Source organism: Janthinobacterium sp. KBS0711 (assembly GCF_000988085.1).
GTDB lineage: Bacteria > Pseudomonadota > Gammaproteobacteria > Burkholderiales > Burkholderiaceae_D > Janthinobacterium > Janthinobacterium lividum_E.
The window spans coordinates 473,522-494,432 of the sequence record NZ_LBCO01000024.1; the positions used below are offsets into that span (position 1 = coordinate 473,522).

21 protein-coding genes are annotated in these 20,911 nt (G+C 64.7%); 9 read left to right on the forward strand and 12 right to left on the reverse strand.

The window, feature by feature from the left end:
- On the forward strand, nucleotides 1-148 hold a 148-nt coding region (locus tag VM94_RS29045; RefSeq protein ID WP_046684698.1), incomplete at its 5' end, for a pirin-like C-terminal cupin domain-containing protein.
- Between the two features lie 6 nt (nucleotides 149-154).
- Here the strand turns inward: VM94_RS29045 and VM94_RS14765 are convergent.
- From VM94_RS14765 to VM94_RS29335, 6 genes are all read right to left on the reverse strand, one after another.
- Complete coding sequence (locus VM94_RS14765) at nucleotides 155-2,629, reverse strand: TonB-dependent siderophore receptor (protein WP_046684110.1); 2,475 nt, start codon at nucleotides 2,627-2,629, stop codon at nucleotides 155-157.
- 138 nt (nucleotides 2,630-2,767) lie between these two features.
- Nucleotides 2,768-3,733: a FecR domain-containing protein gene (locus VM94_RS14770; protein WP_052755773.1), complete on the reverse strand. Its 966-nt coding sequence runs from the start codon at nucleotides 3,731-3,733 to the stop codon at nucleotides 2,768-2,770.
- Complete coding sequence (locus tag VM94_RS14775) at nucleotides 3,730-4,248, reverse strand: sigma-70 family RNA polymerase sigma factor (RefSeq protein ID WP_200899222.1); 519 nt, start codon at nucleotides 4,246-4,248, stop codon at nucleotides 3,730-3,732. The genes VM94_RS14770 and VM94_RS14775 overlap by 4 nt, the downstream gene beginning before the upstream one ends.
- A gap of 116 nt (nucleotides 4,249-4,364) precedes the next feature.
- Nucleotides 4,365-4,958, reverse strand: a complete 594-nt coding sequence (locus tag VM94_RS14780) for a metal-dependent hydrolase (RefSeq protein WP_046684111.1) — start codon at nucleotides 4,956-4,958, stop codon at nucleotides 4,365-4,367.
- Between the two features lie 389 nt (nucleotides 4,959-5,347).
- Nucleotides 5,348-6,775, reverse strand: a complete 1,428-nt coding sequence (locus VM94_RS14785) for an FHA domain-containing protein (protein WP_235432918.1) — start codon at nucleotides 6,773-6,775, stop codon at nucleotides 5,348-5,350.
- 418 nt (nucleotides 6,776-7,193) lie between these two features.
- Complete coding sequence (locus VM94_RS29335) at nucleotides 7,194-7,316, reverse strand: hypothetical protein (RefSeq protein WP_260687187.1); 123 nt, start codon at nucleotides 7,314-7,316, stop codon at nucleotides 7,194-7,196.
- A gap of 40 nt (nucleotides 7,317-7,356) precedes the next feature.
- Here VM94_RS29335 and VM94_RS14790 point away from each other — a divergent pair, with 40 nt between their 5' ends.
- Nucleotides 7,357-7,776, forward strand: coding sequence for a DUF2177 family protein (locus tag VM94_RS14790; RefSeq protein ID WP_046684620.1), 420 nt, complete (start codon nucleotides 7,357-7,359; stop codon nucleotides 7,774-7,776).
- Here VM94_RS14790 and VM94_RS14795 read toward each other — a convergent pair.
- From VM94_RS14795 to VM94_RS14805, 3 genes are all read right to left on the reverse strand, one after another.
- Entirely contained in the window at nucleotides 7,757-8,707 is a 951-nt protein-coding gene (locus VM94_RS14795) for a PP2C family protein-serine/threonine phosphatase (protein WP_046684113.1), read from the reverse strand. The two genes, VM94_RS14790 and VM94_RS14795, sit on opposite strands and share 20 nt — an antisense overlap.
- Nucleotides 8,708-8,855: 148 nt before the next feature.
- Nucleotides 8,856-9,308: a glycine zipper 2TM domain-containing protein gene (locus VM94_RS14800; RefSeq protein WP_046684114.1), complete on the reverse strand. Its 453-nt coding sequence runs from the start codon at nucleotides 9,306-9,308 to the stop codon at nucleotides 8,856-8,858.
- 120 nt (nucleotides 9,309-9,428) lie between these two features.
- A complete protein-coding gene (locus tag VM94_RS14805; RefSeq protein WP_046684115.1) occupies nucleotides 9,429-9,959 on the reverse strand; it encodes a GNAT family N-acetyltransferase in 531 nt (176 codons plus the stop codon).
- A 174-nt stretch (nucleotides 9,960-10,133) separates the two neighbouring features.
- On the opposite strand from VM94_RS14805, the gene VM94_RS14810 reads away from it, so the two are divergent.
- Together VM94_RS14810 and VM94_RS14815 are read left to right on the forward strand one after the other, a co-directional pair.
- A complete protein-coding gene (locus VM94_RS14810) occupies nucleotides 10,134-11,582 on the forward strand; it encodes a M20/M25/M40 family metallo-hydrolase (protein WP_046684116.1) in 1,449 nt (482 codons plus the stop codon).
- Between the two features lie 6 nt (nucleotides 11,583-11,588).
- The gene (locus VM94_RS14815; protein WP_046684117.1) at nucleotides 11,589-12,494 is read left to right on the forward strand and encodes a LysR family transcriptional regulator; all 906 of its coding nucleotides are present in this window, start codon (nucleotides 11,589-11,591) and stop codon (nucleotides 12,492-12,494) included.
- A 13-nt stretch (nucleotides 12,495-12,507) separates the two neighbouring features.
- Here VM94_RS14815 and VM94_RS14820 read toward each other — a convergent pair whose 3' ends face one another.
- Nucleotides 12,508-13,938 (reverse strand): MFS transporter, encoded by a 1,431-nt coding sequence (locus VM94_RS14820; RefSeq protein ID WP_046684118.1) that lies wholly within the window; start codon nucleotides 13,936-13,938, stop codon nucleotides 12,508-12,510.
- Between the two features lie 127 nt (nucleotides 13,939-14,065).
- Nucleotides 14,066-14,923, reverse strand: a complete 858-nt coding sequence (locus VM94_RS14825; RefSeq protein ID WP_046684119.1) for an MBL fold metallo-hydrolase — start codon at nucleotides 14,921-14,923, stop codon at nucleotides 14,066-14,068.
- Between the two features lie 176 nt (nucleotides 14,924-15,099).
- On the opposite strand from VM94_RS14825, the gene VM94_RS14830 reads away from it, so the two are divergent.
- Both VM94_RS14830 and VM94_RS14835 read left to right on the forward strand, forming a co-directional pair.
- Nucleotides 15,100-15,336 (forward strand): hypothetical protein, encoded by a 237-nt coding sequence (locus VM94_RS14830; RefSeq protein WP_046684120.1) that lies wholly within the window; start codon nucleotides 15,100-15,102, stop codon nucleotides 15,334-15,336.
- Nucleotides 15,337-15,459: 123 nt separating this feature from the next.
- The gene (locus tag VM94_RS14835) at nucleotides 15,460-15,708 is read left to right on the forward strand and encodes a hypothetical protein (RefSeq protein WP_034751890.1); all 249 of its coding nucleotides are present in this window, start codon (nucleotides 15,460-15,462) and stop codon (nucleotides 15,706-15,708) included.
- A 66-nt stretch (nucleotides 15,709-15,774) separates the two neighbouring features.
- Here VM94_RS14835 and VM94_RS28240 read toward each other — a convergent pair whose 3' ends face one another.
- The gene (locus tag VM94_RS28240; protein ID WP_138829132.1) at nucleotides 15,775-16,032 is read right to left on the reverse strand and encodes a hypothetical protein; all 258 of its coding nucleotides are present in this window, start codon (nucleotides 16,030-16,032) and stop codon (nucleotides 15,775-15,777) included.
- A gap of 50 nt (nucleotides 16,033-16,082) precedes the next feature.
- Here VM94_RS28240 and prpB point away from each other — a divergent pair, with 50 nt between their 5' ends.
- The 3 genes from prpB to acnD all read left to right on the forward strand — a co-directional run bounded on the left by prpB (nucleotide 16,083) and on the right by acnD (nucleotide 20,812).
- The gene (gene prpB, locus VM94_RS14840; RefSeq protein WP_046684121.1) at nucleotides 16,083-16,970 is read left to right on the forward strand and encodes a methylisocitrate lyase; all 888 of its coding nucleotides are present in this window, start codon (nucleotides 16,083-16,085) and stop codon (nucleotides 16,968-16,970) included.
- A gap of 69 nt (nucleotides 16,971-17,039) precedes the next feature.
- Nucleotides 17,040-18,194: a bifunctional 2-methylcitrate synthase/citrate synthase gene (prpC, locus tag VM94_RS14845; protein ID WP_046684122.1), complete on the forward strand. Its 1,155-nt coding sequence runs from the start codon at nucleotides 17,040-17,042 to the stop codon at nucleotides 18,192-18,194.
- A gap of 23 nt (nucleotides 18,195-18,217) precedes the next feature.
- Entirely contained in the window at nucleotides 18,218-20,812 is a 2,595-nt protein-coding gene (acnD, locus tag VM94_RS14850; protein ID WP_046684123.1) for a Fe/S-dependent 2-methylisocitrate dehydratase AcnD, read from the forward strand.
- Nucleotides 20,813-20,911: the final 99 nt, after the last annotated feature.

Sequence of the window (20,911 nt, forward strand, 5' to 3'; positions counted from 1 at the left end):
CCGTTTCCTGTTCTGGAACTTCGTCTCGTCGAGCAAGGAGCGATTGTCGCAGGCGGCCGACGACTGGACCGCCCAGCGCATGGGGAGCGTGCCTGGCGAGACGGAATTCATTCCGCTGCCGAAGGCGCCATTGCGTCCTTCGGCATAAGCTGGATTAGAACCGCGCGCGCAAGGTCAGTTGCGCCTTGCGCGGCTCGCCATAGAAATTGCCCCAGGCCGGCGCACCCACCGTCTGGTAGTAGCGCTTGTCGAGCAAGTTCGTCACGGACAGCGACGCCGTCCAGTTGCGGTCGATCTGGTAGGCGCCGCGCGCGCTCCACAAGGCATACGCGCCTTGCGCCACCGTGATGTTCTGCGTCACGCGCGAACTCTCCGTCTGGAAGTTCACGCCGCCGCCCACGCTCCACTTTTGCAGGGCGCCGGGCAGGCGGTAGTCGCTCCACGCGCGCAGCATGTGGCGCGGCGAGTAGGTGCTGGCGAACATCACGCCCGCATTCGACGTCTGCTCCAGATATTTAAAATTGTTCAGTGTGTAGCCGGCGAACAGCTGCCAGCCCGGCGCCACTTCGCCGCTGATTTCCGCATCGACGCCTTCGCTGCGCACCTTGCCCGCCGAGAAATAGCATTCCGTGCCGCTGGAGCAGGTATTGACCAGGTCGAGTTCGGCGCGGTTGCGCTGCTCGATGCGGAACAGCGCCAGCGAGGTGTTCACCTTGCCGTCGAAGAGTTCACCTTTCACGCCCAATTCCAGGTTGCGGCCCTTGAGCGGGTCGAGCAGGGCGCCTTCGGCCGTGCGCTGGTTTTGCGGCTGGAAGATGTCGGAAACGCTGGCGTAGCCGGACCAGCGCTTGTCAAACGCATAGATCACGCCGCCATACGGCGTGACGACGCCGTTTTCGCGGTAGGGATCGATGTACACCTCGCCCGTGTCGCGGTACACGCTGCTCCATTTGTAGTTCGATACGCGCGCGCCCGCCACCACGGTGAGCGGATCGCTGACGCTGAAGCGGGCCACCCCATAGGCGCCCGTCTGCGTCATTTTCGTCAAGCTGGGATCGCCCCGGTAGCTGTTTTCGCGGAACCAGGCGTCGCTCGGTTCGGCCACGCCGTGATTCGGTCGCAGCGGATTGTTCGGCTGCTGCAGCAAGGCCAGGCTGAAATCGCTGTCGCTTTCCAGGCGGTTCGTGTTGATGCCGGCGCTGAAGCCGTGGCGGCGGCCGAAGGCGTTGAATTTGCCGTCGAGCGACAGGTCGAGGCCCTTGTTGGTGCTGCCGTAGTCGAACACGCCGCCATACATCATCATGCCGGCCATGGTGGCGGGATTGATCGCGCCCTGACTGAACATGTATTTCACGTCATGCCGCTCGCGCGTGTAGTTGGCGCTGGCCTTGAACAGCCAATCGGCGTCGAAGCGGTGCTCGAATTCGGCGAAGACGGCCGTCTGCTTGCTGTTCCAGCGGTTCCAGTCGGCGCCGAGGAAGGTTTCGCGCGGCAGCTTCGGATCACTGCCATCGCGGTAGCGGGCCATGCCGGAAAAGAAGGGCGTCGAATGCAGCTTTTCGTAGCTGGCGCCCGTCGTCAGCTTGCTGCCCGGCGCCAGGTCGAATTCCAGCACGCCATACAGCACGTCGGTGCGGCTGTCGGCCACGTCATAGAAATAATCGCGCTGCTCGTGCGCGGCGACGGCGCGGCCGCGGATGCTGCCCGACTCGTTCAGCGGACCGGTGACGTCGACTTCGCCGCGCACGTCGTTCCAGCGGCCGGCGCTCAGCGCCAACTGTACCTGCTTTTCCGCCAGCGGGCGCTTGCGCACCATGTTGATGGCGGCGCCCGGCGAACCCGTGCCCTGCAGCAGGCCCGTGGCGCCGCGCACGATTTCCACCCGATCCAGCACGGCCGTATTGCTGGTAAAGCTGTTCGCCTGCGGGTAGTACATGGCGCGGTTCACGCCGTCGAACTGGTAAGTGTCGACCATGAAGCCGCGCGAATACACATAACGCCCGCCCATGGGGCTGTCGTACATGGTGATGCCGGTGGTATTGGCCAGCACGGCGTCGATGGTGTTGAGGTTCTGGTCGTCCATTTTCTGGCGCGTGACGACGCTGACGGATAGCGGAATCTCGCGCAGGGTTTGCACGCCCTTGCCGACGGTGACGGCGCGCGCCGCATACGAGTTGCTGTGCTCACTGACGGGGTCGCGCTCCATGCTGGCGCTGACCGTCACGGGCGCCATGGTCTTTTCCACGCCGGCCGCCGCTGCGGACGATGGCGCCGCCTGGCGCAGCACGTAGGCGCCGTTCGGCAGTTGCACGGCTTCCAGGCCGCTGCCGGCCAGCACCTGGGCAAAGCCCTGGGCTACGCCAAAGCTGCCGCGCACGCCGGGCGAGCGTAATCCCCGCGTCTGTGCCGGGTCGGTCGACAGGCTGACGCCGGCGGCGACGGCAAAGTCATTCAAGGCGGTGGCCAGCGGACCGGCCGGTACGGCGTAGGCTTGCGGGGCAGTGGCGGCCTGGCCTTGCGCCAGCGCGGGTGCGGCGACAAAGGCGGCGGGGGCGGCGCAAGCCATGGCGATGACGGCCAGGCGGATGGCGCGCGCGGCGGGATGGAGGACGGGGGTGGTCAGCTGCATGCTCGGTCTTTCTGCTCTAAGGGATAAGAATTGGCGTATGAATCGGCTACGTGATTGGCTACTTAATTGACTACTTAACTAGGAAGCCGAAGCAGCGCAGCGAAACACCAACCCCTGGCGCAAAAAAACTGAAAATAATTATGCAGGCCGGGCCGACACCGTGGCCCAGTAGCGCGTGAAGTACGTCACTTGCAGCCCGTGCGAGGCGCACAGGCTTTCCAGCACGGCGTCGATATCGTCGAGCCGATACGTGCCCGTGACGGGGCGCCGCGCCACGGACGCGTCGCACGCGAGGCGCCCGCGCCGGTAGCGCGCCAGTTCCGTGACCAGTTTTTGCAGGGGCCAGTCGGCTGCCACCAGCATGCCGCGCAGCCAGCTGTCCTGGTGCGCCGGCATGGCCAGCACGTCATCCGCGCCAGTGTCGCTGAAACGCAGCTGCTGTCCCGCTTCCAGGCGGCGCACGGCGTCCGGACGCGCAGCGCAGCGCACTTCCACGGCGTGTTCGAAGACGCTGACCGTGCTGCCGTCGGCATCGCAGCGCACGCCGAAGCGCGTACCGAGCGCGCGGATCACGCCGTGCGGCGTGTCGACGAGGAAGGGGCGGGCATCGGACGCCGTCGTGATCATGATTTCGCCATGGTGCAGGCGGATGCGGCGGTGCGTGGCGCTGTAAGCGACATCCACGGCGCTATCCGTATTCATTTCCATGCGCCCGCCATCGGCCAGGGTTACGTGGCGGCGCTGGCCCGGCGCCGTGCGCAAGGACGCCGTCAGGGCTTGCCATGGGGCGGATTGCAGGCCCGCCTGGCCCAGCGCGATGCCGCCGCCGGCCGCCACCAGCAGGGCCAGCACTTTCGCGGCGGCGCGCCGGCGCTGCTGCGCCGCCCGCAGGGCAGGAATCGCCAGCGCTGCCGGTATCGCGCCCAGCTGGCCGTCCATGCGTTGCAGCAGGTCCCAGGCCCGTTCATGTTCGGCGCTGGCGTCGCGCCATGCCTGCAGGGCGGCCGGATCGGCGCTGCCGCACCGGAGTTCCACGTGCCAGTGGGCGGCGGCGGCCAGGATGCTGCGGGCGATAGGATTGGACGACGATGTGCCGAACATCATGCGGCCGCCAGCATCAGGCATTCCGTGTAGGCGCGCACCAGGTGTTTTTTCACGGTGGGCAAGGATACGCCCAGGCGCCGGCTGATCTCCACATAGCTGAGCTCTTCGATCTGCGCCAGCAGGAAGATGGCCCGCGTGCGTGCGCCCAGGCGGTCGAGCAGGCGATCGATGGCCAGCAGGGTTTCGATGATGATGGCATGCGTTTCGGCGCAGATTGACGCCGGTTCGGCTTGCTGCGCCAGCGCTTCCAGGTAGGCGTGTTCCAGCGCCTGGCGGCGGTAGCGGTCGATCAGCAAGCCGCGCGCGATGGTCGCCAGGTAGCCGCGCGGTTCGCGCAGGGGCGCCAGCGGCGTCACCTCGCGCTTGCCCAGCAGGCGCAGGAACGTGTCCTGTGCCAGGTCGGCCGCCTCGGCGCGGTTGCCCAGCTTGCCGCGCAGCCAGCCATACAGCCAGCCGTGATGCTCGCTGTACAGGGTGCTCAGGTGATTGGCATGGGTGGGACTGACGGTAATCACTGCGTTCTCCAGGCAAGGGAAGAGCTGGGCTGACGGAACGCGGGGGTGCCGGCTGGCTGGGCTGTTTGAGAATGATACTCATTATCACATTGCCATGCGGCCTCCGTCAATCGGCGTCAGCCACCGAGGCGCCAGCGCTCCTGCCACTGTTGCAGATCCGCCCAGGCTTGCTGCAGGGCAGTGGCGGACCAGTGCAGCAGGCTGTCCAGCGCCAGCACGCTTCGCTGCCAGTGGATGCCGTCAAAAAACACGTGGTCGGCCACGATGGTGGCGGCCAGCCAGGCCGCGATGATGACAATGATGTCGTGGCGCCCGCTTTTCCACCAGCGCAGCGAGTGGCGGCGGAAAATCCACGGCACGCCCAGCGGATTGGGCCAGTCCGCCAGCAGATGCATGATGCCGCCGGCGGCAAAGCCGAACAGGGGCGGCGCCCACAGGTGGTGCGGCAATTGCAGATACGTGTAGACGAGCAGGGCGATCCAGGCCAGGCCCCAGTGCGTCCATGTGCGGTGCGTGATCCACAGCTTGTGCGTGCGCGCCCACCAGGCCACTTCCAGCCAGTCCGGCGCCGTGCCGCCCAGCGCGCCCATGACAAAGGCGAGCAGGCTCAGCACTTGGTAGGGACCACCGGCGCCAGCGTGCGCGACCAGGGCCGCGGCGATCACGCCGGCAGCCCAACCGGTCGCATGATGCGCTTTGTTGGAAGCCATAGAAAATGTAAAACGCCATGCGTGGCGTTGTGTGAAATGCAGGGGATATTAACTGGATGAATATACAGTATGCAAGGGCGTAGAGGGGTGCTATTTGCAGAATATCTGCTGATAATTTGTTAAATTGTGTGTCGGGAGGGCGTGGCCAGCGGACTCGGCAACGCATGCCGGTGGGTCAATTATGTTGTGCGACTGATAATGTAATTGGCGCAGGGCGCGCTATGCTGAAAGCAGTTTGACGTTTTGAAGAGGTGTCATCATGAAAATCCCGCGCGAATTGCAGATTCCCGCCCTCGTGTTTTCGCTTGAAGCGGTGTTCATTATTGGCTTGTCGCTGATTTTCCTGGTGCTGGTACCGCGCTAGCGGTCAGGTGTCAGGAGGTGCTGTATCAGGCAGTTTGCATGGTTGTGCTGTCGCACAGCGCCGCGCCTTCGGTGCGGATGATCCAGCATTCCGGATACGGTTCGCTGGCGAAGCGGTTGTGCCGCGCGAAGCCGCTGAGCTTGTCGAGCGCGGTGGCGGGGGCCAGTGCGGTTTCCTTGCCGCTGGCCGTGTCCAGGTGCCAGAAACCGCCGTTGCGGTGGAAGAGTACGGGAAGGCAGCTGGCTTGCGGCGTGGCAAGGTGGCTTGCCGGCGTGGGCTGGGTGTCGGGCAGCAGTAAATAAAAGCATTCGGCGCGGGCGCCGTGATCGATGCGGTGCAGGATCACGCCATGCGCGAGCAGGGCCGTGACGCTGAGCACGACGATGCCCTTGATGCTGGCAGACAATTCGATGCGCATGCCCAGGCGCAGGGGCACGGGCTTGTGCTTGCCTGGCCACACGCCGTCGAGCAGCAGGCCATAGCGCGACACGTCCTCGATTTCAAAACCTTGCTGGCTGCGCCGGATGATGGCGTGGCGGCCCGACAGGCGGCGCGTCAAGCCATTGTTGTCCTGGCCGTCGGGGCTGAAATGGCTGAGCAAGACATCGGCTTCCGGGTCCACCAGTTCGAAGCGGCCCAGCATGCATTCCTCCAGCGCGAACAGGCGGATCTGGCGCTGTTCGCCCGCTTCCGGCGCCGCATTGACGAGACAGGCGGCCTGGCTTGGGTGCGGATGGCAGTGGCTGGCGGCGGGCAGGTCGACTTCGATCAACTCCTCGTCCCAGGCAATCGTGGTAAATCCCATGTCGATCTTGCCTTGCGGCGCAGACAGATCCACGTGGGCGATGCCGGCATTGCGCGCCGTGACGTCGAGGTTGCAGCCGTCGCCGCCCGTCACGCGGGCGATCGAAGCGTCGTCGGCCATCACGCGCACGTTCTTGTGCGTGCTGAGGAAGATCTGGTGGATTTCCGTCAGGGTGGCGTCGCGGCGCGGCACGAGGATGACAAACGTGCACACCCATTTCTGCGCCACGGCGCCATCGACGTGGCTGTGCACTTCCACTTCGATCTGGTATTGCCCGTGTTCCTTGTTGCGCGAGGAAAACTCGACAAACACGGGACGCCAGTCGCCGCGCGTGGTGCGCACGAAATCATGCTGCACGTGCCCGCGGGGGATCAGGTCCGAGCGCAGGCGCAAGGTCAGCTGCGGCGCGCAGGCGGCGCTCATGCCGCGCAACTCCATCTTCAGGGTTTGCCGTCCGCCTGCCGCGCGCGGATCGAAGCCGCTGATGTGCAGGTGGGCTTGCACGGGCTGGTAAGCGGGCGGTACCGTTGGCGGCGCAACGGGCGCTGGCGTGAAGGCCGGGGTGGCGGCGGAGGCGGGTACAGAGCGGCTTACCGTTTGAATGGCGGCATCGCGAATAACGGCATCACGAATAACAGCATCGCGCATATCAGAATCATGTGCAGGGGCGTGCGGAAGCGCCGTTGCCGATGGCTCGGAACGGGCGCTGCGCAGTGCGGTCAACAGGTCGTAGCTGCTGGAGGCAGTCGTTGCTTGCGGGTGGTTGCCCGCGCAGACTGTTTCCCCAGGCAAGACCCAGAACGTACAGTGCGGGTGCTCCGGGTTGCTGCATTTTTTCATGACATTCTGACTCGAATCGAGCGGGGACATTCTGCCCTCTGTTATACATGAGAGCTTACGCGCTTTTGCGCCTGCTTGGCAACTTTCGCGACACCGGAATGCGCTCTTTTTGCCCAAATTCATGCCCTTGGTCACATCTTGCCATACATGTTACGGAAACTATTGCTCAAAAAAACATTTTATATCTTTCTGGATATGTTATTTTGCTATCGATATGCGGCTGCGTTCAGCCGCGCCGTTTGCTGACGATGACTTCCAGGTATTCGCCCGGCACCACCAGCGAGTGGGCATGGTTCGATTTATACCGGCCGTCGTGAGCGTGGCGGGGTTTTGCATTATGCTGGCGCAACTGTTATCCCCCACATGCCGCCTGACGCCGAAAGATGACCATGCCCGTGCAACGCCCGCTCCAGCTTGCCATTGCCTATGGCGCCACCCTGTGCGTATTTCTCGTCATCGACGCCCTGTGGCTGGCTGTGCTGATGAAACCCGTGTACGCCGCGGCGCTGGGGCCGTTGCTGGCGGACACGCCACGCTGGGCGCCGGCCGTGCTGTTTTACCTGCTGTACGTGGCGGGGCTGGTGGTGTTCGCCATCTTGCCCGGCTTGCGGGCGCGCCGCGGGCGCACGGCGGCGGCGCTGGGTGCGCTGCTCGGGCTGCTCGCCTATGGCACTTATGATTTGAGTAACTATGCGACCTTGCGCGACTGGCCGCTGGCCTTGACGGCGATCGACATGGCCTGGGGCGCCGTGCTGTCGGCCATGTCGGCAACGGCCGGCTACCTGGCCGCTAGCCGCCTGGGACGGTGAACTCCGCATCGAAGCGCAGCGCCAGCATGGTAATGTTGTCGCTATGCAAGCCTTTTGGCGGCTGGTAGAGGAAGTCGTCGAACACGGCGCTGACGGCCTGCGCCGCAGTCTTGCCGGCGCACAGGGCGGGCCAGCGGGCCGTGAGGGCGAGCGGATCGTCGCACGCCCAGAAGCCGTCGCTGGCCAGCAGATAGTGGGCGCCGGGCCGCACGCGCAGCACGCGGCGGTCGCCCAGGTGCGCGAGGAAGGGCGGCAAGGTGGCCGCATCGAGGCCGCGCAGGGGCTTGTCGAGCTGCAAGCTGTCGCTGATGGCGTTGCCTAAAATAAAGGCCTGCGAGATTTGCGGATGATGTTCGCCATGCACGGCGGCCCGCCAGCGCGTCTCGTCGAGCGCGCCGCGCATGGCGTACACGGTGGCCGGCACGTGGTCGACGGTGAGGATGCTGGCCACCCCGTTGGCAATTTCATACAGGCGCGAATCGCCCACGTGATACAGCAGCGGCGCTTCGCCGGGCGGCACTTCCAGCAAGGTCAGGGTGGTGCCGGGCGGTCGCGCCTGGGCTGGCTCGGCCCCCGCGAAACTGTCTTGCAAGCGCGTGTGCAACTGGTCGAGCCTGGCTGCCAGGCTGGCCGTGTCGAGGCAGGCGGGCATGGCCAGCAAGCCTTGCACGGCTGCTTCCGCCGCTTCGCGTCCATGGCCGTGGCCGCCCATGCCGTCGAGCACGGCGGCGCGCACATGGCCGCGCGGCCAGCCAGGCACCTGGCAGTGGAATGGCGCCTGCTGCGACAGGCAGACGGCGTGGCCGCTGGCATCGATCAGCAGGAAATTGTCCTGGTTCTCGCGGCGCGGCATGGGGCCGGCGCCCACGCTGGTGCCGGCGGCGGCGTCGAGCCAGGGGCCGAAGTCGAGCCCGTCTTTGATTAAATGCATCGGTTGTTGCGGTCCAGGCGGCCAGCAATGTTGATCATAGGACACAGCTTAGCCGAAATCATGCGGGAGCGATACCTTGCCTATTTCGCAAAAAAACCTGCGGCAGCAGGCTGGCGCAGGTTTTTCATGGTGCAGTGCAGGGCGGTGCTTAACGGCGATGGCCCCAGCCGTGACCGTGGCCATGACCGTGGCCACGGTCATAGTAGTCGCGACGGTCATAATCACGGTAGTAGCCGCGGCCCGGTTGCACGTAGACGACAGCCGGCGGGCCGTAGTAGCGCGGTGGCGGCGCGTAATACACGGGCTGCGGCGCCGGGGCGTAGTACACCGGTTGCGGCGCAGGCGCGTAATAAGTTTCGCGGTAGCCGCCGCGATAGCCGCCACGGTCGTAATAGCGGTCATTCGTGCTGATGCTGTTGCCGACGGCGGCGCCCAGCACGCCACCGACGATCGCGCCATTGCGCCCGCCGGTGCTGTTGCCAATGGCCGCTCCGACAACGGCGCCTGCAACGGTATTGAAGTCGCGGTCACCGGCAACTGCGGCCGAAGACACAGCCACTGCCGCTACCATTACCGCACCCAGGAGTTTCTTGTTCAACATGGCATTTCCTTCCATTCCGGCGAGATCACAATGATCTGCATGAAATGGACTATATCTGCTGCCGCAAGCTTGTTCCACGTCTAATACAACTTATTACAATCCTGCCCCGGCCGTAACAAGTCAGCGCCGGCGCGCCTGCCATTCGGGGCGTAGCAAGCTGTACATTTTGGCATCGCGCATCACGCCATTGATAAAAAAGGCCTGGCGTATCAAGCCTTCCTGGGTAAAGCCGTTCTTTTGCGCGATGCGCTCGGAGCCGATGTTCAGCGGGTCCATCAGCAGCTCCAGCCGGTGATACGGATAGGCGCTGAACAGGTAGTCGACCACCAGGCGCGTCGCTTCGCTGATGTAGCCGCGCCCGTCCCGCTGCCGGTCGAACAGGCGGTAGCCGATTTCGCGCGAGGCTGGCGTGCGGCTCTTGAAGTGCGTGATCGTGCCGATGATGTGCTGTGAGTGATCTTCGATGAGGAACAATTCGCTGTCCTCGGTGACGAAGCCCGATTGCAGGAAGTCGCGCCGCATGGCTTCGGGCGACTTGAATTGCATCGAGAAAAACTCGCCGCGCGATGGCAGGTCGTTGACGAGGGAGATATAGGTATTCAGGTCGGCGGCCTGCAAATGCCGGACGGTACAGAGGGTTCCCTTGAGCATGTCGGTTTCCGGTAGCGATCACGATCTTGATGGTAATCGACTCCGGGGGAAACAGGCAATCGATCCCGTAAAAGTTGCTGCAATGACAGAATAAATACGCTATCGTAGAAAAAGTCGCGCCTTGCCCATGGCCACGGCGTACCCGCTTCGACCTCGTTGACTGGATTTGAATACATGCATAGCATCCTGGCTGGCGCGCCACTGCGCCGTTCCGCTTTATCCCTTGCCCTTGGCTGCATCGTCAGCGCCGGCGCCTTTGCTGCCGCGCCGGGCAATACGCCGCAAGCGCTGGCGCAGGTGCGCGACACGGCGCTGCAAAGCGACTGGGCCTACGCCCGCCTGGCCGACATGACGGATCTGATCGGCCCGCGCCTGTCCGGTTCCGCTGGCGCGGCCGCCGCCGTGCAGCAGGTGGCCGACACCATGCGCCAGCTGGGCGCCAAGGTCACCCTGCAGCCCGTGAAAGTGCCGCATTGGGTGCGCGGCGTGGAAACGGCGGAAATCGTCGACTATGCCGGCCGTCCGCAGGGCGTGTCGCAGCGTGTGGTGCTCACAGCCCTGGGCGGCTCGGGCGCGACGCCGGCCGCCGGCCTGACGGCGCCCGTGATCATCGTCAAGAGTCTGGAAGAACTCAAGGCGCGCGCGCCGGAAGTGAAGGGAGCCATCGTGCTGATCGACACACCGTTCGACCAGGAGATGGCCGAGCGTGGCTTGGCGGGCGTCACCTATGGCCAGGGTTCGCGCTCGCGTTTCCTCGGGCCGAAGGCGGCGGCCGACCTGGGCGCCGCCGCCGCGCTGGTGCGCTCGGTTGGCGGCGCGAACTTCCGCATCCCGCATGCGGGCGCCACGGGTCTCGATGAGAATAAACGCATACCGGCCGCCGCCGTCACCGTGGAAGACGCCTTGCTGATCGCTCGCCTGGCCGCGCGCGGCCCCTTGAAAATGCACCTGACCCTGACGCCGCAAACCCTGCCGGAAGCGGACAGCTACAATGTGATCGCCGACTGGCCGGGCACGGACAAGGCCGACGAAGTGGTGGTGGTCTCGGGCCACCTCGATTCCTGGGACCTGGCGACGGGCGCGCACGACGACGGCGCCGGCGTGGTGGCGGCCATGGGCGTGGTGGAAACCCTGAAAAAGCTTGATTACCGCCCGCGCCGCACCATCCGCGTGATCGCCTGGATGAACGAGGAAAACGGCGGGCGTGGCGGCCAGGCCTATTTCGAAGCCCACAAGCAGGCGCTCGGCAAGCAATATGCGGCCATCGAGATGGATAGCGGCGCGGGCCGCCCGTTCGGCATCAAGGCCAGCGTGGGAGCGAAGGCGGAAAAACTGTTTACGCCTTTGCTGGCCGCCCTGCAGCCGATGGGCGCGCACGCGTTCACGCGCCGCGACGCGCTGGGCACGGGCGATTTGCACCGCCTGGAAACGGGCGGTGTGCCCAGCTTCGAGCCGCTGGTCGACAGCCACAGCTACTTCCACTACCACCATACGCCGGCCGACACCCTGGACAAGGTCGACCCGGAAAACCTCAAGCGCAACGTGGCGCTGATGTCGTCGCTGGCCTGGTTCCTGGCCAATATCGACGGCGAGATCGGCCGCGCGCCGGAGCAGGGCGAGTAAGCGCCAATGTCGCTACCCGACCTGAACCTGTTGATCACGCTCGATGTCCTGCTGGCCGAAGGCAGCGTCACGCGCGCGGCGCGGCGCTTGCGTTTGAGTCCATCGGCCATGAGCCGCGCCCTGGCGCGGCTGCGCGAGACGACGGGCGATCCGCTGCTGGTGCGCGCCGGGCGTGAGCTGGTGCCCACGCCGCGCGCGCTGGAGTTGCGCGAACGAGTGGGGCCCCTGTTGGGCGAGGTGCTGGCCGTGCTGGGACCGGCGCAGGCATTGGACCCGCGCCAGCTGGCGCAAACGTTCACGCTGCGTTCGAGCGACGGCTTCGTGGAAAATTTCGGTCCTGCGCTGCTCGCGCATATCGGCGCGCAGGCGCCTGGCGTGCGTCTGCGTTTCGTGCAAAAGCCCGACCGCGAAAGCGTGCAGCTGCGCGAGGGCAGCATCGACCTGGAAACGGGCGTCATCGGCAGTCTCACCAGCCCGGAAGTGCGCACGCGCAGGCTGTTCGGCGACCGTTTCGTGGGCGTCGTGCGCAGCGGCCATCCGCTGGCGCAAGGCGAGATCAGCGCCGAGCGCTATGCGGCCGGTCAGCACGTGCTGGTGGCGCGGCGCGACCAGGATACGGGGCTGATGGACGACGCGCTGGCCGCGCTGGGATTGCAGCGCACGATCGCCAGCATCGTCGGCGGCTTTACGGCTGCGTTGGCGCTGGCCGCCGGCTCCGACCTGATCGCCACCGTGCCGGAACGGCATACGGGCAATCTGCGCGCCGGCATGTTCACCTTTGCGCTGCCGCTGCGCATGCCCGAGCTGACTGTCTCGCTGATGTGGCATCCGCGCATGGATGCCGACCCCGCCCACCGCTGGCTGCGCGGCTGCGTGGTCGACGCCTGCGCGGGCCAGATCAACGGGGGTTGATGCCGCCGCGGCATCATGCGGGCTTTCCAGCCTTGTTCATGGCGCGGCCGAGCACGAAAATCGCCAGCGCGGCGAGTATCAGTGCGCTGGCCACGCCAAAGGTGGCGTGCATGCCGACGATCATGGCGGCTGGCCGGGCGCTGGCGATATCGCTGGCGCCGGCAGCGAAGACGGCGCCCATCACGGAGGCGCCCGTGACGAGCCCCAGATTGCGCGACAGATTGAGCATGCCGGAGATGACGCCGCGCTGCTCGGGAGCGATATCGACCATCACGGCCGTATTGTTGGCTGCCTGGAACAGCGCGTAGCTGGCCGTCAGCAGCATGATCGGGGCGACGTAGCCGGGAATGCCCAGGCTGGCGGGCAAGAGGGCCAGCGCCAGGCAGGCGACGGCCGCGCCGCACAGGCCCGCGCCGCCCATGCGCTGCGGGCCATAGCGGTCCACCAGCCAGCCGGATGGCACGCCGCAGAACGCCGCCACCAGCGGCCCGGCCGCCAGCACCATGCCGGTGGCGGCCGTGCCCAGGCCCAGGCCGCGCGCCAGATAGAAGGGACCGACCACCAGGGTGGACATCATGACCGTCGAGACCAGCATGCTGGTCGCCAGGCCCGCGCCGAGCACGGGCGCGCGCAGCATGGCCAAGCGTATCAGCGGCGCCGGCGCCTTCAGTTCAACGCGGACGAACAGGATGGCGCCCACGCAGGCGGCCAGCAGCAGCCCCACGTTGCGCGCGCCGAAATCGCCGCGGCCCAGCGTCATGGCCAGCGCATAGGCGACCAGGGTCAGCGCCAGCAGCACGGTGCCGCGGTGGTCGAACACAGGCCGTTTGGCATTGGCGCCGCGCTGGTCCGCCGGCAGGTAGCGCCAGGCCAGCAGCAGTGCCACGCCGGCCAGCGGCACGTTGACGAGGAAAATGGCTTGCCAGCCGAAGCGCGCGATCAGCAGGCCGCCCAGCGCGGGGCCCAGCGTGGTGCCGACGGCGGACATGGTGCCGAGCAGCCCCATGGCGCTGCCCGTCCTGGCCTTGGGCACGGTGCTGCCGACAAAGGCCATGGTCAGCGCCATCATGACGGAAGCGCCCAGGCCCTGCAGGGCGCGCGCGGCGACCAGCAGCCACAAGGTGGGCGCCAGCGCGCACAGGATGGAGGCGACGGCAAACAGTGCGATGCCGGCCAGCAGCAGGCGGCGCCGGCCGACCATGTCGCCGAGGCGGCCCACGCTGACGATCAGGGCCGTGATGGCCAGCAGGTAGGCCAGCACGATCCATTGCACGTCCTGGAACGGTGCATGCAGAGCCCTGGCCATGTCGGGCAAGCCCGCGTTGGCGATGCTGGTGCCCAGCGCTGGCAGCAGCATGGCCAGCGACAGGCTGGCAAGCGCGCCGCGCACGGGTCGCGTGATGGCCTGCTGCTCGGGTGGTGCGGATGTTGACGGTGTATGCATGGCGTGGCGGATCCTCGAATAGGGTCACCACATGGTACTGAGGGATATGGCATGGCGGAAGACGCCGCATGTGCATTGTGCTGTTGCGTCTGACGCCATGTGAACTGAAAGAAACTACATCGCCAGGCTAGATCGCATTGAGCGGTATTTTGAGGTAGCGCACGCCGTTGTCTTCCGGCTCGGGCAGCTTGCCCGCGTTGATGTTGACCTGGATGGCGGGCAGGATCAGGGTCGGCATGTCGAGGGTGGCGTCGCGGCTGGTGCGCATGGCCACGAATTGTGCTTCCGTGATGCCGTCGCGCAGGTGGATATTTCTGGCGCGCTGTTCTGCCACCGTCACTTCCCAGCGCGCCTCGCGGCCGTTGGGCGGGTAGTCGTGGCACATGAACAGCCGCGTCTGCGGCGGCAGCGACAGCAAGCGCTGCGCGGAGCGGTACAGCAGGGCGGCGGAGCCGCCGGGAAAATCGCAGCGGGCCGAGCCCACGTCCGGCATGAACAGGGTGTCGCCGACAAATACGGCGTCGCCGATCTGGTACGCCAGGTCGGCCGGCGTGTGGCCGGGCACGTGCAGGGCGCGCACTTCCAGCTTGCCGATATGAAATACCTGGTCGGGCGCGAACAGCTGGTCGAACTGCGAGCCGTCGGCCCTGGCGCCATCCTGGTGGTAGACGGCCGCGAACGCCTGCTGCACCGTCTGGATGGCGGCGCCGATGGCCACGTCGCCGCCCAGCTGCTGCTGCAAATAGGGCGCGGCGGACAGGTGGTCGGCGTGCGCGTGGGTTTCCAGCAGCCAGCGGCATTGCAAGCCGTGTTCGCGCACGAAGGCGATCACCTTGTCGGCCGAAGCGGTCGAAGTGCGGGCCGCCTTCGGATCGTAGTCGAGTACGGAATCGATGATGGCGCAGTCGCGGCCATCGGCCTCATACACGACATAGGTGACGGTGGCGGTGGCGGGGTCGAAGAAAGCTTGGATTTGTGGGGTCATCACGGCGGCAGTGGACGGGCAGGGAATAACATTATATCGCCAGAGTTCGTTCAAAAAATGTTGAAAATTAACATTTAACATGCGAAAAACAGATAAGCGAACGAGCCAGGCGCGCGACTACCGTGCGCACCCTGTGTCTTGCCGCGTGCTAACCTCATTCTTCCAAGGAGGAATTCATGAACGATATCACTGCACGCAGCGAACAGTACCGCGGTTTTACGATTTCCGTGACCCCGCAAAAGGATAACGACGACTTATGGGATTTTACCTACCGTCTGCAGCGCGAAGGCGAGCCGGACGCACAGGCGATCACGCGCAGCCGCACCCTGGGCGGCTACGCGGCGCCCGAGACGGCTTGCACGGCGGGCCTGGAAGTGGCCAGGACGGAAGTGGATAATCTGTTGCGCCCTTGAGCCAGCGTAAATCGTTTAGCCCGAAAGTGCGCCTGGCTGCGGCCGGCGCGTGAAACACGTCGCTGCCAGTCTCGCTTCATGCTACGATTTCCAGTATTGAGTCAGTCACCAAGGAGGCACCCCATGAATAGCAGTTCTAAAATTCACTATAAAGGCTGGGAAATCGTTCCCCTGGCCGTGCCCACCACCGACGGCAAATGGTCGGCCAGCTGCGACATCGAACGCGCCACGGCGGAAGGCCTGGAAGTGTTCGAAGGCTCGACCATGCAGTTCGTGCGCGACGACGAGGAGGGCGCCATTGCCGCCGCCTGCGAAGAAGCCGTGCGCCAGATCGACAACATCATCGCCAATCCGCTGGTGCGGCTGGCCTAGTTTGCCCTTGCAGCATCAGTTGTATCAGTTGCATAACTCAGCTCAGCCGGCGCCCGCCGGCTGTTTTTATTGCGCGTCTTGCCAACCTTGGCTTTCATCTCGGCTGCCTTCCTGTGTGTTGCATGTTTCATTCAATGTTTCAAAATGAATTATATGAAACAATGGTGAAACGTTTTTGACGTCAAACGTGACATCGCTGTTCCGCTGCACCACAGCGCACGGTGCGTGGCCTCGTGGCCGTTTGCCTGCCTTTTCACTCTGCATCTGACGGTTTTCGCACAGCCTGAAGGGTCCTGGCACGGCATTTGCAATGCCGATGCTCATAGCCACTCCGTGAAACATTCGGGACCATCCGAAACCCATAAGGTGAACACATGACTCAATACTCCGCAGGTGCCGCATTCCGCAAGGCCGTCCAGGAAGAATCCCCATTGCAAGTCGTCGGCGCCATCAACGCCAACCACGCCTTGCTGGCCAAGCGCGCCGGTTACAAGGCCATCTACCTGTCCGGCGGCGGTGTCGCGGCCGGCTCGCTGGGCTTGCCCGACCTGGGCATTTCCAGCCTGGACGACGTGCTGACCGACATCCGCCGCATCACCGACGTGTGCGACCTGCCGCTGCTGGTCGACGCCGACACGGGCTTCGGTGCATCCGCCTTCAACGTGGCGCGCACGGTGAAATCGATGATCAAGTTCGGCGCGGCCGGCCTGCACATCGAAGACCAGGTGGGCGCCAAGCGCTGCGGCCACCGTCCGGGCAAGGAAATCGTGAGCAAGGAAGAGATGGTCGACCGCATCAAGGCGGCCGTCGATGCGCGCACGGACCCGAACTTCGTCATCATGGCGCGCACCGATGCGCTGGCCGTCGATGGCCTGGAATCGGCGCTCGAGCGCGCCATCGCCTGCGTCGAGGCGGGCGCCGACATGATCTTCCCGGAAGCCATCACGGACCTGGATATGTACGCTACCTTCGCCAAGGCCGTCAATGTGCCGATTTTGGCCAACATCACGGAATTCGGTTCCACGCCGCTGTTCACCCTGGACGAATTGCGCAGCGCCCACGTGGGCCTGGCGCTGTACCCGTTGTCGGCCTTCCGCGCCATGAACAAGGCGGCGGAAAACGTGTACCAGGCGCTGCGCCGCGACGGCACGCAAAAGAATGTGCTCGACACCATGCAGACGCGCATGGAGCTGTATGAATCGATTAATTACCACGACTTTGAACAGAAACTTGACGCGCTGTTCGCCGCGCAAAAGAAATAAACAGAAGCAGGGGCCGCATGCCGGCCCCGCAGTGATGCAACCGAGACTAGTCAATTTTTGGAGAACACAATGACCGCACCGCAAGCCGCCACTTTCAAGCCTAAAAAATCCGTCGCCCTGTCCGGCGTCACCGCCGGCAACACGGCGCTGTGCTCGGTCGGCAAGACCGGCAACGATTTGCACTACCGCGGCTATGACATCCTGGACGTGGCCGACAGCTGCGAGTTCGAGGAAATCGCCTACCTGCTGGTGCACGGCAAGCTGCCCACTTCCGCGGAATTGAAAGGCTACAAGGCCAAGTTGAAATCCTTGCGCGGCTTGCCGTCGGCCGTGAAACTGGCGCTGGAAGCGCTGCCGGCCGCCGCCCACCCGATGGACGTGATGCGCACGGGCGTGTCCGTGCTGGGCTGCACCCTGCCGGAAAAAGACGACCATAATGCGCCGGGCGCGCGCGACATCGCCGACCGCCTGATGGCGTCGTTCGGCTCCATGCTGCTGTACTGGTACCACTACAGCCATAACGGCAAGCGCATCGAAGTGGAAACGGACGACGACTCGATCGGCGGCCACTTCCTGCACCTGCTGCATGGCGAAAAACCGTCGGCGTCGTGGGAAAAAGCCATGCATACGTCGCTGATCCTGTACGCGGAACACGAATTCAATGCCTCGACCTTCACCAGCCGCGTGATCGCCGGCACGGGGTCGGACATCCACTCGGCCATCACGGGCGCCATCGGCGCGCTGCGCGGCCCGAAACACGGCGGCGCGAATGAAGTGGCGCTGGAGATCCAGAAACGCTACGACAACCCCGACGAAGCGGAAGCGGACATCCGCGAGCGCGTGGCCAACAAGGAAGTAGTGATCGGCTTCGGCCACCCCGTCTACACGATTTCCGATCCGCGCAACGTGGTCATCAAGGAAGTGGCGCGCAATCTGTCGCTGGAAGCCGGTTCCACGAAAATGTTCGACATCGCAGAGCGCCTGGAATCGGTCATGTGGGAAATCAAGAACATGTTCCCGAATCTGGACTGGTTCTCGGCCGTGTCCTACCACATGATGGGCGTGCCGACGGCGATGTTTACGCCGCTGTTCGTCATCTCGCGCACCTCGGGCTGGGCCGCCCACATCATCGAACAGCGCATCGACAACAAGATCATCCGCCCGAGCGCCAACTATGTCGGCCCGGAAGACCTGGAATTCGTGCCGATCAAGGACCGCAAATAATGAGCACTGCAATGACTACGCCGATGAATACCCTGCACCGCAAGCGCTTGCCGGGCACCCAGCTAGACTACTTCGACACGCGTGCCGCCGTCGATGCGATCCAGCCAGGCGCCTACGCCACCTTGCCCTACACCTCGCGCGTGCTGGCCGAAAACCTCGTGCGCCGCTGCGACCCGGCCACCCTGAACGCCTCGCTGAGCCAGTTCATTGAACGCCGCCGCGACCTCGATTTCCCGTGGTTCCCCGCGCGCGTCGTCTGCCATGACATCCTGGGCCAGACGGCCCTGGTCGACCTGGCCGGCTTGCGCGACGCCATCGCGGCCCAGGGCGGCGACCCGGCCCTGGTCAACCCCGTGGTGCCCACGCAGCTGGTAGTCGACCATTCGCTGGCCGTCGAATGCGGCGGTTTCGATCCCGACGCCTTCGCCAAGAACCGCGCCATCGAAGACCGCCGCAACGAAGACCGTTTCGACTTCATCGACTGGACCAAGAAGGCGTTTAAAAACGTCGACGTGATCCCGCCGGGCAATGGCATCCTGCATCAGATCAACCTCGAGCGCATGTCGCCCGTGATCCAGGTGCAGGACGGCGTGGCCTATCCCGACACCCTGGTCGGCACGGATTCGCATACGCCGATGGTTGACGCGCTGGGCGTGATCGCCATCGGCGTAGGCGGCCTGGAAGCGGAAAGCGTGATGCTGGGCCGTGCCTCGTGGATGCGTTTGCCCGACATCATCGGCGTCAAGCTGACGGGTAAACCGCAGCCGGGCATCACGGCCACGGACACCGTGCTGGCGCTGACGGAGTTTTTGCGCAAGCAGAAGGTCGTCTCGTCCTACCTGGAATTTTTTGGTGAAGGCGCCTCGCACCTGACCCTGGGCGACCGCGCCACGATTTCCAACATGGCGCCGGAATTTGGCGCCACGGCCGCGATGTTCTACATCGACGCGCAAACCATCAAGTATCTGAAACTGACGGGCCGCGACGACGAACTGGTAAAACTGGTGGAGCTGTACGCCAAAGAGACCGGCCTGTGGGCCGACAGCCTGGTCGACGCCCAGTACGAGCGCGTCCTGAGCTTCGACCTGTCGTCCGTCGTGCGCAATATCGCCGGGCCGTCGAACCCGCACAACAGAGTGCCGACGTCGGAACTGGCCGCGCGCGGCATTTCCGGCGTGGTGGAAAACGAGCCGGGCAAGATGCCGGACGGCGCCGTCATCATCGCGGCCATTACCAGCTGCACCAATACGAACAATCCGCGCAACATGATCGCGGCCGGGCTGATCGCGCGCAATGCGAACCGCCTGGGCCTCACGCGTAAACCTTGGGTGAAATCGTCGCTGGCGCCAGGCTCGAAGACCGTGGAACTGTATCTGCAGGAGGCGGGCCTGATGCCGGAGCTCGAAACATTGGGCTTTGGCGTCGTGGCGTTCGCCTGCACCTCGTGCAATGGCATGTCGGGCGCGCTCGACCCCGTGATCCAGGATGAAGTGGTGTCGCGCGACCTATACGCCACGGCCGTTTTGTCGGGCAACCGCAACTTCGATGGCCGCATCCACCCGTACGCGAAACAGGCTTTCCTCGCCTCGCCGCCGCTGGTGGTGGCGTATGCGATTGCCGGCACCATCCGCTTCGATATCGAGAAGGATGTGCTGGGGATTGATGCGGACGGCAAGCCGATTTTGCTCAAGGATATCTGGCCATCGGACGAGGAAATCGACGCCATCGTCGCGTCCAGCGTCAAGCCGGAGCAGTTCCGCAAGGTGTACATTCCGATGTTTGCCGCGCAGGCGGACGACGGCATCAAGGTCAGCCCCCTGTACGACTGGCGTCCGCAGACGACGTATATCCGCCGTCCACCATACTGGGAAGGCGCGCTCGCTGGCGCGCGCCCATTGAAAGGCATGCGTCCGCTGGCTGTGCTGGGCGACAACATCACGACCGACCATCTGTCGCCATCGAACGCCATCATGCTCGATAGCGCGGCAGGCGAATACCTGGCAAAAATGGGCTTGCCCGAGGAAGACTTCAATTCCTACGCCACGCACCGGGGCGACCATTTGACGGCGCAGCGCGCCACGTTTGCCAACCCGACCCTGAAAAACGAGATGGTCATCGAGGACGGTAAAGTGAAGGCGGGTTCGCTCACGCGCATTGAACCGGAAGGCACCATCTCGCGCATGTGGGAAGCCATCGAGGTGTACATGGAGCGCAAGCAGCCATTGATCATCATCGCCGGCGCCGACTATGGCCAGGGTTCCTCGCGCGACTGGGCCGCCAAGGGCGTGCGCCTGGCCGGCGTGGAAGCCATCGTGGCCGAAGGCTTCGAGCGCATCCACCGCACCAACCTGGTGGGCATGGGCGTCTTGCCGCTGGAGTTCCTGGCTGGCGTGAACCGCAAGACCCTGGGCCTGGACGGCAGCGAAACCTATGACGTCGTCGGCGAGCGCACGCCGCGCTCCACTCTGACTCTCGTCATCCACCGCAAGAACGGCGAAACGGTCGAAGTGTCCGTCACCTGCCGCCTCGATACGGCGGAAGAGGTGTCGATCTATGAGGCCGGCGGCGTGCTGCAACGGTTTGCGCAGGATTTCCTCGAGTCGTCCAAGGCAGCCTGACGGGTAGGTCGGATTAGCGCAGCGTAATCCGACGTTATGTGTGAAAAACCCGCCAACAATGTGTCGGATTACGCGTGGCGATGCCCCGCTAATCCGACC